This window comes from Undibacterium sp. Ji83W, assembly GCF_049340385.1.
Classification (GTDB): domain Bacteria; phylum Pseudomonadota; class Gammaproteobacteria; order Burkholderiales; family Burkholderiaceae_D; genus Undibacterium.
Genome location: NZ_JBMPOZ010000003.1, coordinates 461,570 through 474,190 on the forward strand (window position 1 = coordinate 461,570; position 12,621 = coordinate 474,190).

General features: G+C 52.0%; 18 protein-coding genes. 6 read left to right on the plus strand and 12 right to left on the minus strand.

The window, feature by feature from the left end:
* Window positions 1–113: 113 nt before the first annotated feature.
* The 5 genes from ACO0LD_RS08900 to argB form a co-directional block, all read right to left on the minus strand.
* Window positions 114–557 carry a DUF962 domain-containing protein gene (locus ACO0LD_RS08900; protein WP_423005818.1) on the minus strand — a complete coding sequence of 148 codons (444 nt, stop codon included), beginning with the start codon at window positions 555–557 and terminating at the stop codon, window positions 114–116.
* A 40-nt stretch (window positions 558–597) separates the two neighbouring features.
* On the minus strand, window positions 598–1,371 hold the full coding sequence (locus ACO0LD_RS08905) for a helix-turn-helix transcriptional regulator (protein WP_423005820.1): 774 nt from the start codon (window positions 1,369–1,371) through the stop codon (window positions 598–600).
* An 82-nt stretch (window positions 1,372–1,453) separates the two neighbouring features.
* Window positions 1,454–2,029 carry a nucleoid occlusion factor SlmA gene (gene slmA, locus ACO0LD_RS08910; protein WP_423005822.1) on the minus strand — a complete coding sequence of 192 codons (576 nt, stop codon included), beginning with the start codon at window positions 2,027–2,029 and terminating at the stop codon, window positions 1,454–1,456.
* 147 nt (window positions 2,030–2,176) lie between these two features.
* The gene (locus tag ACO0LD_RS08915; protein WP_423005824.1) at window positions 2,177–2,875 is read right to left on the minus strand and encodes a pyrimidine 5'-nucleotidase; all 699 of its coding nucleotides are present in this window, start codon (window positions 2,873–2,875) and stop codon (window positions 2,177–2,179) included.
* Between the two features lie 33 nt (window positions 2,876–2,908).
* Window positions 2,909–3,841: an acetylglutamate kinase gene (argB, locus tag ACO0LD_RS08920; RefSeq protein ID WP_423005826.1), complete on the minus strand. Its 933-nt coding sequence runs from the start codon at window positions 3,839–3,841 to the stop codon at window positions 2,909–2,911.
* 207 nt (window positions 3,842–4,048) lie between these two features.
* Here argB and ACO0LD_RS08925 point away from each other — a divergent pair, with 207 nt between their 5' ends.
* From ACO0LD_RS08925 to ACO0LD_RS08945, 5 genes are all read left to right on the plus strand, one after another.
* On the plus strand, window positions 4,049–4,633 hold the full coding sequence (locus ACO0LD_RS08925; RefSeq protein ID WP_162043763.1) for a sigma-70 family RNA polymerase sigma factor: 585 nt from the start codon (window positions 4,049–4,051) through the stop codon (window positions 4,631–4,633).
* Window positions 4,630–4,860, plus strand: coding sequence for a zf-HC2 domain-containing protein (locus ACO0LD_RS08930; RefSeq protein WP_423005828.1), 231 nt, complete (start codon window positions 4,630–4,632; stop codon window positions 4,858–4,860). Before ACO0LD_RS08925 ends, ACO0LD_RS08930 begins: the two co-directional genes overlap by 4 nt.
* On the plus strand, window positions 4,857–5,078 hold the full coding sequence (locus ACO0LD_RS08935) for a cysteine-rich CWC family protein (RefSeq protein WP_423005830.1): 222 nt from the start codon (window positions 4,857–4,859) through the stop codon (window positions 5,076–5,078). The genes ACO0LD_RS08930 and ACO0LD_RS08935 overlap by 4 nt, the downstream gene beginning before the upstream one ends.
* An 81-nt stretch (window positions 5,079–5,159) precedes the next feature.
* A complete protein-coding gene (gene folE, locus ACO0LD_RS08940; RefSeq protein ID WP_186955062.1) occupies window positions 5,160–5,867 on the plus strand; it encodes a GTP cyclohydrolase I in 708 nt (235 codons plus the stop codon).
* Between the two features lie 12 nt (window positions 5,868–5,879).
* Entirely contained in the window at window positions 5,880–6,305 is a 426-nt protein-coding gene (locus ACO0LD_RS08945) for a BLUF domain-containing protein (RefSeq protein WP_423005833.1), read from the plus strand.
* A 25-nt stretch (window positions 6,306–6,330) separates the two neighbouring features.
* On the opposite strand, the gene ACO0LD_RS08950 is transcribed toward ACO0LD_RS08945, so the two are convergent.
* The 5 genes from ACO0LD_RS08950 to ACO0LD_RS08970 form a co-directional block, all read right to left on the minus strand.
* On the minus strand, window positions 6,331–6,840 hold the full coding sequence (locus tag ACO0LD_RS08950; protein ID WP_423005835.1) for a DinB family protein: 510 nt from the start codon (window positions 6,838–6,840) through the stop codon (window positions 6,331–6,333).
* Between the two features lie 26 nt (window positions 6,841–6,866).
* Window positions 6,867–7,457: a LemA family protein gene (locus ACO0LD_RS08955; RefSeq protein ID WP_423005837.1), complete on the minus strand. Its 591-nt coding sequence runs from the start codon at window positions 7,455–7,457 to the stop codon at window positions 6,867–6,869.
* A 49-nt stretch (window positions 7,458–7,506) separates the two neighbouring features.
* Window positions 7,507–8,160 (minus strand): BON domain-containing protein, encoded by a 654-nt coding sequence (locus ACO0LD_RS08960; RefSeq protein ID WP_423005839.1) that lies wholly within the window; start codon window positions 8,158–8,160, stop codon window positions 7,507–7,509.
* Complete coding sequence (locus ACO0LD_RS08965) at window positions 8,153–8,749, minus strand: phosphoheptose isomerase (protein ID WP_423005841.1); 597 nt, start codon at window positions 8,747–8,749, stop codon at window positions 8,153–8,155. The genes ACO0LD_RS08960 and ACO0LD_RS08965 overlap by 8 nt, the downstream gene beginning before the upstream one ends.
* Window positions 8,750–8,971: 222 nt before the next feature.
* Window positions 8,972–9,370, minus strand: coding sequence for a YraN family protein (locus tag ACO0LD_RS08970; protein ID WP_423005843.1), 399 nt, complete (start codon window positions 9,368–9,370; stop codon window positions 8,972–8,974).
* A 59-nt stretch (window positions 9,371–9,429) separates the two neighbouring features.
* Between ACO0LD_RS08970 and rsmI the strand changes: the two genes are divergently transcribed.
* Window positions 9,430–10,344: a 16S rRNA (cytidine(1402)-2'-O)-methyltransferase gene (gene rsmI, locus ACO0LD_RS08975; RefSeq protein WP_423005845.1), complete on the plus strand. Its 915-nt coding sequence runs from the start codon at window positions 9,430–9,432 to the stop codon at window positions 10,342–10,344.
* Between the two features lies 1 nt (window position 10,345).
* On the opposite strand, the gene ACO0LD_RS08980 is transcribed toward rsmI, so the two are convergent.
* Window positions 10,346–11,515: a septal ring lytic transglycosylase RlpA family protein gene (locus ACO0LD_RS08980; RefSeq protein ID WP_423005847.1), complete on the minus strand. Its 1,170-nt coding sequence runs from the start codon at window positions 11,513–11,515 to the stop codon at window positions 10,346–10,348.
* The gene (rodA, locus tag ACO0LD_RS08985) at window positions 11,512–12,621 is read right to left on the minus strand and encodes a rod shape-determining protein RodA (protein WP_423005849.1); all 1,110 of its coding nucleotides are present in this window, start codon (window positions 12,619–12,621) and stop codon (window positions 11,512–11,514) included. The genes ACO0LD_RS08980 and rodA overlap by 4 nt, the downstream gene beginning before the upstream one ends.

Consider the following 12,621-nt stretch of genomic DNA (forward strand, 5'->3'; position numbering starts at 1 on the left):
CAATTCGACTCGTTGTCAATAGGCAAAGCTATTGACTGCCTCGTCCATAGTTTTACCATTGGCCAGCCCACGTTATGAGGCAAACGCATCTCACCCTATTTATGAAATGAGTTCTAGTAGGCGATATGCAATCGACGATATAAAAAACTGAGTACAAACAAAGGGCCGATCAGCAAATAACGCAGGTCATCAAAGAAAGAAGGTTTCTTGCCTTCTATCTTGTGGCCGATGAACTGGCCTATCCAGGCGACCACAAAAATACCCAGCGAGATCTGCCACATCAGGTGCTGGGGCAGTTGCGAGAGTATCCACAGCATCGTGCCCGACATGCCCAGCATGCCCACTGCAAACGGCACCGAGAGTGTCGTGTAGTAAATCAGTGAGATGACGGTGACAGCAAGTGCCGCCATAGGATGGACTGCCCAGATCAGGCCGAGGAAGGACAGCACGATCACGGGTACACAGACAAAGTGGATCAGTTCATTGGTGGGGTTCAAATGGCTTTCGCTGTATTTCGCCAGCAATTGCTCTATCTGTCTGGAATTGGCGTGTTGCATGAGGGTCTCCCGGATATTGTTATACCCTCAGAGTAATCCATCAAATGGCATCCTGCTTGAACGCAATCGCCATCCTGTGCAATTCTGAGGGTGCTACCCCCATCATGCTGCGAAAGGTGCGACTCATGTGCGCCAGGTCGGCAAAGCCGGACGCATGGGCAGCCGCCGTCATATTATTACCCTGTGCAACTGCCGCCACTGCATCCACCATGCGCGACCATAGCAGGTAGCGCGACAGCGACATGCCGGTTTGCTGACGGAACAAATGAGTGAAACGGCTTTCTGACAGGTGCACAAGCCTGGCCAGGCTCTCGCCATTACAATCTGCCCCATGGCTGGCAGCAATCGCATCCAGTGCGCTGAGAATGCGGCTATCGAGTGACGCACTGGTCTGGCTTTGTGGCAAAGCACAGGCTTGCCAGGTTTGCCGTATATGCAGGGCGGCAGCCATATCCAGCAACTGGTGACGATTGTCCGAAAGACTGGCTGCCAAAGCCTGGAATATTGGCTGCGTACCGAATGCAGCCCGCAAATCAGTTCCACTCAGCTTCACCGCCTCCGGCATTTCCAGGAACAGATGCGCCAGCATGCCGCCATCGCTGTCTATCTGGTGAGCATCATGCGGGGCAAAACTGGCGCTGCGTGTTTCTGTCCAGTCATGGTCTGCCTGCAGGCGGGCGCGGAACGGACGCTCCAGGCCGTAAGTGAGTTGCAGCGCAAAATGGGTATGCAGGGACGAATCTATGCCTGGTGAAATCACCAGGGCGGCTCCGCGCCATAGAAATAAACGTCCGGGTTGCTGGGGCAGCTTCATGATCAGCTATGCATGTCCATTGTTTTGAAAACAAGGGCTATGATGCGTCAGCCAGCGATGAAGTGCAATTGGCCTGGAAGGCTCAGCGCAACAGCAAGGCTATATGCATGGCCGCCTGTTCAGTCGGCAACAATTTGAAGCCCGTTTTGGCAAAGCGTAACCAGCGTCCCATGACGAAGCTGCACAAGAGGCTGGCACGGGCTTGCGCTTCTTCTTCAGCAAAATGACCCTGGCTGGCAGCCAGACGCAAGGACTGGCGGAAAGCCATTTCCAGTCTTTCAGCCAACTGGTTCATGCGCAGTTGCAGGCGTTCATCTTCATTCACCAGGGCATCGCCGATCAGCACACGGGTCATGCCGGGATTGGTTTCGGCAAAATTGAGCAGCATCATGATGATGGACTGGGCTTGCACCATGCCATCTTCCTGGTTTTCATTGATCTGGTTGATCAGGCCAAAGATGGAAGACTCGATAAATTCAATCAGGCCTTCAAACATTTGCGCTTTACTGGCGAAATGACGGTACAGCGCCGCTTCTGACACGGCTACTTTGGCCGCCAGCGCAGCGGTCGTGACCTTTTCACCTTTGGGATGCTCAAGCATCGCCGCCAGCGTCTGGAGTATCTGTAATTTACGTTCGCCGGGTTTGGTGCTGGCCATAGTGTCAAATAGTGGATTCAAAAAAAGGACGCAGCAATTCAGCCACATCCGGGGCGTGATTCTAAAGACCAGCCAGCAAGTACGCAATCCCCAGGCATATTTTGTCTGTGCCCGATTATCTGATTATCTGGTTATCTATATCTCAGATCAGGCGCGCAGGCGATGGATGTGACGGGCGAGTTGTATGACGGATTTTACTTTGACGTCGGCACAGGCGGCAGCTCTTTTACGCTGATGGGCAGGAGTATACCCTGTGACCCAGGCTGTGCGCAGACCTTCTTGCTTTGCAGCAAGCAAATTCTCCACACTATCTTCCACTAAAATGCAGTCTCTTGCCTGTTTGCCATAAGTCGCCAGCAGCTTGCGCAGATAAGGGCGGGAGGGTTTGGGCTGCATTTGCCCATGCACGCGCATGGCCTCGACCGGGATATGCGCATCAAAATGCTTGTGCAAACCCATATGCCTGAGTACCCGGCCTGAATACACGCGCGGCGCATTGGTCAGCAAAATCTTTTTACCAGGCAAGCGACGCAGCAATTTCTTCAAACCGCGCTCATACCTGATCATCGCACTGAGGTCATCAAAATGATGCACCTCTTGCAAAAATTCATCTGCCCTTACGCCATGGTGCCTGACCATGCCCAGCATGGTGACACCATAGCGGGCATAGTATTGCTGGCGGATGGCATTCACCCGCTCGGCATCTGCCGGCTTGCCATCTTCACCCAGCACACGCGCCAGGAAGGCATTCATGTTCTGGCTGATGACAGGAAAAATCGCATGTGAAGCATTGTGCAGCGTATTGTCCAGGTCAAACAGCCACAAGGGCTCAGAGCGTCTACGCATGAGGCTGACGCTCCGCCTGTATTGATCTACTCATTAATGACTGCGTATCATGGTACCGAAGGCTTGTTCGGTCAACACTTCCAGCAACAGCGAATGTTCGATACGGCCATCAATGATATGCACGGTATTCACGCCGGACTTGGCAGCATCGAGTGCGGACGAAATCTTGGGCAACATGCCGCCAGAGATAGTACCGTCAGCAAACATTTCATCAATTTCACGCGCAGACAAATCGGTCACCAGATTACCCTGTTTGTCGAGCACGCCAGGGATATTCGTCATCATGATGAGCTTTTCAGCTTTCAGGATTTCGGCAATCTTGCCTGCCACCAGATCGGCATTGATGTTGTAAGCCTGGCCATCTGCACCAAAGCCGATAGGAGAAATGATGGGGATGAAGGCATCATCCTGCAGCGCCTTGACCACCGCCGGGTTGATGGCATCAATTTCACCAACAAAACCGATGTCGAGCATGGCACCCGGATTTTCACGGTCTGGCATCATCATCTTGCGGGCGCGAATCAGGCCACCGTCTTTACCAGTCAGGCCCACTGCCTGGCCACCGTAGTGGTTGATGAGCATGACGATATCTTGCTGGACTTCACCACCGAGTACCCATTCGACGACTTCCATGGTTTCTTCATCGGTGATGCGCATACCCTGGATGAAGGTACCCTGCTTGCCCATTTTCTTGAGCGCGTTGTCAATTTGCGGGCCACCACCATGCACCACTACCGGGTTCATGCCGACCAGTTTGAGCAAAATGACATCGCGGGCAAAGCCGTGCTTCAGGCGTTCTTCTGTCATGGCATTGCCACCGTATTTGACGACGATGGTTTTGCCATGGAATTTACGGATGTAAGGCAGGGCTTCCGCCAGAATTTCAGCCTTGATGGCTGGTTCCACACCTGCCAACCGGTCTTCCGGTGCAAGTTCTTCTGTCGTGTTTGCGTTCAAATCGCTCATTATGACGGGTATCCTGAAGGTATCATTGCAGGACTTTCAAAAAATCGCCCCAGCTGTGTTGCAGCGCCTAGCCGTACAGTGGTACTGTCGTCGTCGCTGCGTCTTGCTGGGACAATTTTGTGAAAGTCCTGAAAAAAGATTTATTTTATCTAACCCGAATTTTACAGGATTTGCAGCGAAATCTTTTCCAATTCAGTCACCAGACTTATGACATCGATTACAGATTTACATCAACAACTAGAAAACCTGCGTCCGGGGCTGTATCGGTTTGCACAATTACAACTGCGCAATGAGTGTGCGGCAGAAGATGCCGTGCAGGAAACCTTGCTGGCGGTACTGGAAAAACCAGACAGCTTTGCTGGCAACTCTTCCCTGCGCACCTATGTCACCGGTATTTTGAAGTTCAAGATCATCGACCACCTGCGCTCGCTGAAAAAGGAAAAGCCGCTGGAAATCAAGGATGATGAGTCTGAAGACGATTTGATAGACAGTTTATTTAATGCTAACGGCCATGTAATAGGCATGCCCACCGCCTGGGGTGCGCCTGAAGCAACATTGCAACAAAAAGATTTTTTCCGTGTGCTGGAAGTCTGCCTGGAAAACCTGCCTGCCAAAACTGCACGCGTTTTCATGATGCGTGAATGGCTGGAACTGGAAACTGAAGAAATTTGTAAGGAATTGGAACTGAGTACGTCTAATCTATGGGTGGTGCTCTATCGTGCGCGATTACGCCTGCGTGAATGCCTGGACTTGAACTGGTTTGGCAGGGTGTCATCAGGAGAAAAAATATGAGTGTCTTTATTGTTTGCAAACAAGCACATCAGCTCATTTCTGAGGGCTTGGACCGTCCACTCAGTCTGTCTGAACGCAGCCAGTTAAAAATGCACCTGGCGATTTGCCGCGCCTGTACCGGCTTTAATGGGCAAATGTCATTCTTGCGCAAGGCAATGAAAAAGACAGCGAGCGAAGGCTTGCCCGCAGAAGCCGATAATACGGGTAGCGAAGGCAGTACGACATGAGTGTTTGCCCACGCTGCCAAACGGTATTCACTTGCGCGATGGCAGATAATACCGGTCAGGCATGCTGGTGCACCGCCCTGCCCCCGATAGCATTTAAAAAATTACCCGACGGTGAGTTGAAGATGGATGCCAGTTGCTTTTGCCCGCATTGCCTGCCACAGTGGAAAGCAGAACGTGAAGCCGAATACCAGCTTAACAATGCGCCGCCTGTGGCATAGACAACCATGCATAGACAAGGTGCCCGCAACGCCAATTTGACAATTCAGTTACCATAGCCTCTTTACATCCCGGTTTTCAGCATGTCTAACGATACGCCCCTTGCTTATAAAGCTGTCAATATCCCCGTCTCGCAGCGCATACGTGAACGCATCACGGCCAGCAAGACGCGTTTTCACGCCAATGACAATATCGCCCGCTTCATCGAAGCAGGCGAGATGGATGAATTGCAGGCAGAGGTTGAAGAAAAACTGCGCGCCGTGCTGGAAAGCCTGGTGATAGACACCGAGAGTGATCACAATACCCAGGATACCGGCCGCCGCGTTGCCAAGATGTTCATACAGGAAGTATTCAAGGGCCGTTATGTGCCCATGCCTCCGGTCACCGAATTCCCGAATGCCTCGCATTTGAATGAATTGATGATCATAGGCCCGATCACGGTACGTAGCGCTTGCTCACATCATCTGTGCCCCATCATTGGCAAGGTGTGGATAGGTGTCATGCCGAATGAGCATTCAAACCTGATCGGCCTGTCGAAATATGCGCGCATTGCTGAATGGGTCATGAGTCGCCCGCAGATACAGGAAGAAGCGGTAGTACAACTGGCCGATACCCTGCAAGAAAAAATGCAGCCAGATGGCCTGGCCGTGGTCATGGAAGCCGACCATTTTTGCATGCATTGGCGTGGCGTCAAAGACATGGAGACAGCCATGATTAATAGTGTGATGCATGGCTCCTTCCTGAAAGATGCGAATCTGCGCCGTGAATTTTTATCTCTGATCAAACGCTAACCAGGACTTGCCATGCTAGTACGCTTACTTTACGCCAGTCGCGTCGTGGATGAAAAAATGTGCGATATCGTGCAATCCATCGTCAGCCAGTCACGTCAGCATAACCCGCAACACGGCATCACCGGCGTACTTTGCCATAGCGATCAGGTTTTCATGCAAGTGCTGGAGGGTGGCCGCGAAGCTGTCAATACCTTGTACAGCCACATCCTGCGGGATGCCCGCCACACTGACGTGATCCTGCTCGATTATGAAGAAATCCTGGAACGCCGCTATGCGGGCTGGACCATGGGTCAGGCGAACATGGGCAAGATCAATCCTTCGATTTTGCTGAAGTATTCGCCTTTGCCAGTACTGGACCCACATCGCATGTCAGGCAAGATATTGCTGGCCTTGATTGATGAACTGATGGCGACTGCGTCTATCGTTGGACGAACCTGAGGCAGGTATCTGACCCTGCTTCTGTTTATTCCTGGTGGAGTCGTCGTTCAGGTTCATGCCTGTGCAAAAACTTTGTCAGGGAATCTGGGGGAGAACTGATGCCCATATCTTCGAGTATCTGGCCCACGCAACCGCGATGGTAACCACCATGGGTAATCACATGCAGCAGCATCTCTTCGCAAGACATTGCGCCCTTGTCCCCGTCCGTGAAGGTAAATTCCACACGTTGCTTGAGGCGTTCAGTACTGAGCCCTGATACAAAATCGAGATACCAGCTATCGGTCGCACTGACGATCTCGCGCAATGCAGATAAATCCGGTATTTTTTCGGAATTTGTCTCAGCAAAACCAGCAGCCCCCGCTCCGCTCAGATGCCCCTTGAATATCCTGTCCACGACATTGACATGATCAAGCGTGTGCAGCATGGCCTGAAATTGATCGGAGTATCGCTGGGTATCAAATTTGGCCAGGGCGGCGTGCATTTCTACATTGGCCCAGGCCTTGTAACTGAAGAGTGAAACCAGAATACCATCCATAGACAGAAATCTCCTTCGTCACCGCATTAAGCAGCCGCGGTCTGCGCTACAAGGCTGCGATCGAACTCTGCCACCTGCATTAATTCGGCCACATGAAAACCAAACATATTGGCAATGACCGGGCCGGGAAAATGTTCCATGCTCTGGTTATATTGCACTACGCAATCATTGTAGGCCTGGCGGGCAAATGTGATCTTGTTTTCAGCATCATTCAATTCACTGGTCAGCTTTTGCATGCTTTGATTGGCTTGCAGATCAGGGCATGCATCAGCAATGGCAAACATCCTGCCTAAGGTTACTGTCAGTCTGTCTTCAGCGGCTGCCAGGTGCAATATCGCAATACCGACCAAAGGATGTAGGCAAGCCATGGAGTTTGCCATGACAGCCTCGTTGAGCGCAATAATCACGGCTTCCAGCGCTTCCCGCTCATGCTTCATGTAACCCTTGGCAACTTCAACCAGATTGGGGATCAGTTGATAACGGCGTTTGAACTGTATATCCATTTGCGAAAATGCATATTTAATGCGCCTGCGTGAATTGAGCAGGCGTTTTTGTATGCCCAGCACCCAGAATGCCAGTATTGCGAAGATGACCGCTAAAACGATCATGGCAATCATGATGTCTCCAGAAAAAACAAGACCGGCAATATGAACCGGTCATGCTGGTTTAATTGTCGCTGGGAGGATTTTTGTTTGGCGTAACCTGGAAAGCCTTCAATTCTTCTTCGCTGATGTATTCAAATACTTTGACCACCTTGCGTACACCATTGATGCTGGCAGCAAGATCAGCGGCACGGTTGCCCTCGCCTTGCGTTACCCGGCCCATCAGGTAAACAACAGCGCCTTCAGTGACAACTTTGAACGCGGTAGCAGAAACATCCTTGGCATCGACAAAAGTGGCTTTGACCTTGGTGGTGATCAGGGCATCATTGGAGCGCGAAGTATAATTAGAGACGGGGGCAATAATCAATTCATTGGCGACCGAGACTACGCCGTCTATCGCGCGTATCTCACGCTCAGCAGCGGACTTGGCGTTTTCATCGGCCACTTCGCCAGTCAGCAAGACACGGCGGTTAAAGGAATTGACATCGACATGACCATATTTCCCGAGCAAGCCGGGCAGGCGTGCTTCGCCCTTGATGACAATGGCCTTGTCGTCAGTTTGCGCACCAAAAGTACGGCGGTCAGTGGCCGCGAATGTACCGATGACTGCACTACCAACCATCATCTCAACACAGCCTTGCAGGCTCAGGGCAGCAGCACAACACAGGCCGATTACAGCTACGGGTCTGGCCAGCTTGCTCCAGGATTTTTTAATCATCAGCATCACCTCCGAATAATGCGGCATCAATGCCGTCACACAAACAATGTATGGTCAATAAATGAACTTCCTGTATGCGTGCGGTCCTGTCATGCGGTACGCAGATATGGACATCGGCTTCAGTCAGGATATTCGTAATTTCCCCGCCACCCTTGCCGGTCAGCGCCACCACACGCATATCACGCTCAAGCGCAGCGTTAATGGCATTCACCACGCTCAGCGAATTGCCGGACGTAGACAGGGCCAGCAAGATATCGCCCGACTGCCCAAAAGCCTGCACCTGCTTGGAAAAGACTTCATTAAAACTGTAGTCATTCGCGATGGCAGTCAAAATCGAGGTATCTGTCGTCAGTGCCATGGCCGGTAAAGGCAGGCGCTCACGCTCGAAGCGTCCTACCAGCTCGGCAGCGAAATGCTGGCAGTCGGCTGCAGAACCACCGTTACCGCAGGCGAGTATCTTGTTACCATTAGACAGTGCCGAGAACATGAGTTCCACAGCTTCTGAAATAGGCTGGGCCAGCTCTGTGCCAGCCCGCATCTTTAATTCTGCACTTTCCTGGAAGTGCGCCAATATGCGTTGATTTGTCATAATGCTTACTTAGTCTGATTGCGTCAGATTATACGGCAGGCTGAGCATTAGTGGACCGTAACAGTGAAAGCAGAGTGCCTGTCACGTGCGCGCCGACCAAGGCTGCGTTGCAAATGCTCGCGATAGTCCTACTATCGCTGTGCTTTGCGCCTTGCCCTGGCCGCCGGGCACGCGCCCTTCACTTCAGTTTTCACTATTCCAGTCCACTAGCCTGTCATTTCCTCAAGCGACGATAATATTCCTTAGCCAGTTGATCTCTTCACCATCTATGGCCACCAGGTCAAAGCGACAGGCTGGCTGGGTCTTTTTTGTTAACAGATAGACTTGGGCGGCATGCACCATGCGTCTTTGCTTGGCCGGTGTGACACTGGCAATGGCACCGCCAAATTGCATGGAACTGCGTTTTCTGACTTCCACAAAGACCAAAACGGCACCATCTTGCATGATGAGGTCGATTTCTCCGCCTTTGCATAAAAAATTCTGTTGTATCAGTTTCAAGCCAGCTTTTTGCAAATACACCAGCGCCAGGCTTTCTGCTTCGTCCCCGGTACGGCGGCGGCTGGTGCGCTGGTCAGTTCCTGATGTGCTATCTGGCGTTTCTGAAGTCTTTGCGAGTCTCATTGGCGTACAATCTCGGCTAATTCATTTGCTTATTTTGCTTACTAAATAAAGGAACAGGCATGAGCACCACCGACAACGCACTGTTCACGAGTGCCACTGTGATTGAGGCAGTGACCCGACAAAACTACCCGGCTGCGACATTATATGTAGTCGCTACTCCTATTGGTAATGTTGCCGATATTTCCCTGCGTGCCCTGCATTTGCTGTCACTGGCAGATGCCATCGCCTGCGAAGATACCCGCAATACCTCCCAATTGCTATCGCGCTATGGTATCAGCAAACCCCTGATCGCTGCCCATCAGCATAATGAGCGCGAAGTGGCAGAGAAAATAGTGGCGCGTCTGCAAGCTGGCGAACGTATTGCGCTGGTGTCTGACGCTGGCACACCCGGCGTATCTGACCCCGGTGCCAAGATAGTGGATGCAGTCAAACTGGCGGGTTTGCCAGTTACGCCCTTGCCGGGAGCGTCGGCTGCCATCAGCGCTCTGTCAGCCAGTGGCCTTATTCATGACCGTTTTTATTTTGTTGGCTTCCTGCCTGCCAAGGCCGGACAGCGCGACGGCATCTTGCGGGAAGTGCAAGCCATACCTGCCAGCCTGATTTTCTATGAAGCCCCGCACCGCATCATCGAAGCTGTGGCAGCCATGCGCGCTATCTTTGGCGACACACGGCGCATCGTACTGGCACGAGAAGTCAGCAAACTGTTTGAAGAAATCCACCGCTGTACCCTGGCAGAGGCAGAAAGCTGGCTGGCTGCTGACAGCCACAGGGAAAAAGGTGAATACGTGATCCTGATCGAAGCCGCTGCTGCCGCCGCAGATGATCAGGAGCTGGAAGCCCGCCGGGTCTTGCAGATATTGCTGGAAGAATGCTCAGTCAAGCAAGCTGCTGGACTGGCAGCGCAACTGACAGGGCAAAAGAAAAATGCCCTGTATCAAATGGCGCTGGAAATGAAACAGGCAGGTGAGGAGTAAACTAGCGCTGCACGACCAGAGGCTTGCCAACACCGAGATCACTGGCCTGGGCGATTGCCGCTGTTGCTTCAGTACGGTTGGCAAAGGGACCGCTGACAAGGCGATACAGGCTGCCTTGCTGCACGATATCAAAACCAGGTAGTTTATTGGTTGCCCTGCCCTTGAGATGATTCATGATGGCTTCTGCATTGGCGCGTATCGCATAGGCACCGAATTGTATGTAATAGCCCGGGGTAGCTGAAGATGTAGTATTGGTTCCAGCCGTGCTTGTTACCGAATTTACTACCGAATTTGCGACGCTGGTAACTGGCTGGGTAAATTTTTCTACCGGCTTGTTTTCCTGGGCTGCCAGCAACTCTTCCATACTCATGGTCGCAACAGGATTACTGCGCACGACAGGCATTTCTCTGGAAGGCACGGGAGTCGTGATCGCCACCGTCGTTTCCTGCCTGGTGGATTGCATAGCCTGCACAGGCTGGTTTTTGCGGTTCTCTGCCATTCTTTCTATGTCGGCAGGCAATAAACGCTCAACCTCAATCTGACTGCTACCCTTGCCTATGACATCGAGCTTCAGTGCTGCGGTGTAAGACAAATCAATGATGCGGCTGGCGTGAAACGGCCCGCGGTCATTGATGCGCACGATGATTTGCTTGCCATTCGTCAGATTCGTGACCCGCGCGTAAGATGGTATCGGCAAGGTGGGATGCGCTGCGGTGATCTTATACATATCGTACAGTTCACCGGAGGAAGTCTTTTGCCCATGGAATTTCTTGCCATACCAACTGCCGACACCACGCTGTACCAAAGGGGTAGTGCTGTCAGCGATCGGCGTATAGGTTTTGCCGAATATCACATAGGGCTTATTACCTGAGCGTGAATAGTTTTCCAGTGTAGGAATGGGGTCTACGGTATTTTCCAGGCCTTCAGGTATATTTTCACCGGGGCCATCATCCTTGTAATAAGCACCCTTACCGGAATTTGCCTTAGGCGAGCTTGTAGTCTGGCCAGTCGTGGATTTTGTGCTGCTTGCGGGGCGCGGGCCGTCTGCAATAATGACATTGTTCTTGGGTGCATTGCCACATGCTGCCAGTAAAACCCCGCTGGCCGCCAGCAAGAGCAGCCGCCAGCCATTACCGAGCATGGCTGACTTGGCAGACAGGCGCAATCTCATGTCTGCACCAGTTTGCGGTTACGCTGTACGCTCATCATTATCCCTATTCCCATACCCAGCGTCACCAGTGCAGTGCCGCCATAACTCATGAAAGGCAAAGGTACCCCGACGACGGGGACTATGCCTATGACCATGCCCATATTCACAAAGGCATAGGTAAAGAATATCATAGTCACGGCACCGGCCATCAAACGGGCGAACAGAGTGGGTGCATTGGCAGCGATCACCAGACAGCGCAAGATCAGTAAAAAGTACAGGCTGACCAGGATCACATTGCCGACAAAACCGAATTCTTCGGAGAAGACGGCAAAGATAAAATCTGTTGTATGTTCAGGAATGAATTCCAGATGCGCCTGCGTCCCTTTCAGATAACCCTTGCCATGCAAGCCACCTGAACCGACGGCGATCGTGGATTGTATGATGTGAAAACCTTTGCCCAGAGGATCACGATTAGGATCAAGCATGGTCAGTACCCTGTCGCGCTGGTAATCATGCAGCATGGGCCAGACTACAGTAGGAATAATGACAGCAGCGGCCACCGTCAGGGAGATCAGAAATTTCCACGACAGACCGGCTAAAAATACGACCGTAAAGCCTGCCGCCACCACCAGCATGGCGGTACCCAGATCAGGCTGCTTGGCGATCAAAGCCACAGGTATGCCCAGGATCACTGCACCGATGACAAAATCGCGCCAGCGCAATGCGCCTTCACGTTTTTGAAAATACCAGGCCAACATCAAAGGGGTGGCAATTTTCATCATTTCTGAAGGCTGCATATCTATGCCTACATGCAGCCAGCGGCGCGAACCTTTTTTGACCAGGCCAAATACGGCTACGGCGATCAGCAAGGCCACACCAAAGGTATAAATTGGTATGGCAAAGCGCATCAGTGTCTGTGGCGGAATATTCGCCATCACCCACATGATGAAGAAAGACACCAGGATATTCCTGATCTGGCCTTCGACACGTCCAGGGAAATCCATGCCCGCAGAATACAAGGTCATGATACCTATCGACATGATCAGGAACACCAATATCGCCAGGGTCGCGTCAAAGACAAAAATATGCGAGCGGATGAAATGCCAGTTAATATTATTCTTTTGCAT

What these genes read in the sequence shown, in the direction of transcription:
- argB (WP_423005826.1), bottom strand. Translation starts at nt 3,841, where the DNA reads ATGAGCGATTTGAACGCAAACACGACAGAAGAACTTGCACCGGAAGAC.
- ACO0LD_RS08900 (WP_423005818.1), bottom strand. Translation starts at nt 557, where the DNA reads ATGCAACACGCCAATTCCAGACAGATAGAGCAATTGCTGGCGAAATAC.
- ACO0LD_RS08955 (WP_423005837.1), bottom strand. Translation starts at nt 7,457, where the DNA reads ATGATTGCCATGATCGTTTTAGCGGTCATCTTCGCAATACTGGCATTC.
- ACO0LD_RS08980 (WP_423005847.1), bottom strand. Translation starts at nt 11,515, where the DNA reads ATGAGATTGCGCCTGTCTGCCAAGTCAGCCATGCTCGGTAATGGCTGG.
- rodA (WP_423005849.1), bottom strand. Translation starts at nt 12,621, where the DNA reads ATGCAAAAGAATAATATTAACTGGCATTTCATCCGCTCGCATATTTTT.
- ACO0LD_RS08970 (WP_423005843.1), bottom strand. Translation starts at nt 9,370, where the DNA reads ATGAGACTCGCAAAGACTTCAGAAACGCCAGATAGCACATCAGGAACT.
- ACO0LD_RS08915 (WP_423005824.1), bottom strand. Translation starts at nt 2,875, where the DNA reads ATGCGTAGACGCTCTGAGCCCTTGTGGCTGTTTGACCTGGACAATACG.
- ACO0LD_RS08965 (WP_423005841.1), bottom strand. Translation starts at nt 8,749, where the DNA reads ATGACAAATCAACGCATATTGGCGCACTTCCAGGAAAGTGCAGAATTA.
- ACO0LD_RS08945 (WP_423005833.1), top strand. Translation starts at nt 5,880, where the DNA reads ATGCTAGTACGCTTACTTTACGCCAGTCGCGTCGTGGATGAAAAAATG.
- ACO0LD_RS08905 (WP_423005820.1), bottom strand. Translation starts at nt 1,371, where the DNA reads ATGAAGCTGCCCCAGCAACCCGGACGTTTATTTCTATGGCGCGGAGCC.
- ACO0LD_RS08950 (WP_423005835.1), bottom strand. Translation starts at nt 6,840, where the DNA reads ATGGATGGTATTCTGGTTTCACTCTTCAGTTACAAGGCCTGGGCCAAT.
- ACO0LD_RS08960 (WP_423005839.1), bottom strand. Translation starts at nt 8,160, where the DNA reads ATGATTAAAAAATCCTGGAGCAAGCTGGCCAGACCCGTAGCTGTAATC.
- ACO0LD_RS08925 (WP_162043763.1), top strand. Translation starts at nt 4,049, where the DNA reads ATGACATCGATTACAGATTTACATCAACAACTAGAAAACCTGCGTCCG.
- ACO0LD_RS08935 (WP_423005830.1), top strand. Translation starts at nt 4,857, where the DNA reads ATGAGTGTTTGCCCACGCTGCCAAACGGTATTCACTTGCGCGATGGCA.
- ACO0LD_RS08930 (WP_423005828.1), top strand. Translation starts at nt 4,630, where the DNA reads ATGAGTGTCTTTATTGTTTGCAAACAAGCACATCAGCTCATTTCTGAG.
- slmA (WP_423005822.1), bottom strand. Translation starts at nt 2,029, where the DNA reads ATGGCCAGCACCAAACCCGGCGAACGTAAATTACAGATACTCCAGACG.
- rsmI (WP_423005845.1), top strand. Translation starts at nt 9,430, where the DNA reads ATGAGCACCACCGACAACGCACTGTTCACGAGTGCCACTGTGATTGAG.
- folE (WP_186955062.1), top strand. Translation starts at nt 5,160, where the DNA reads ATGTCTAACGATACGCCCCTTGCTTATAAAGCTGTCAATATCCCCGTC.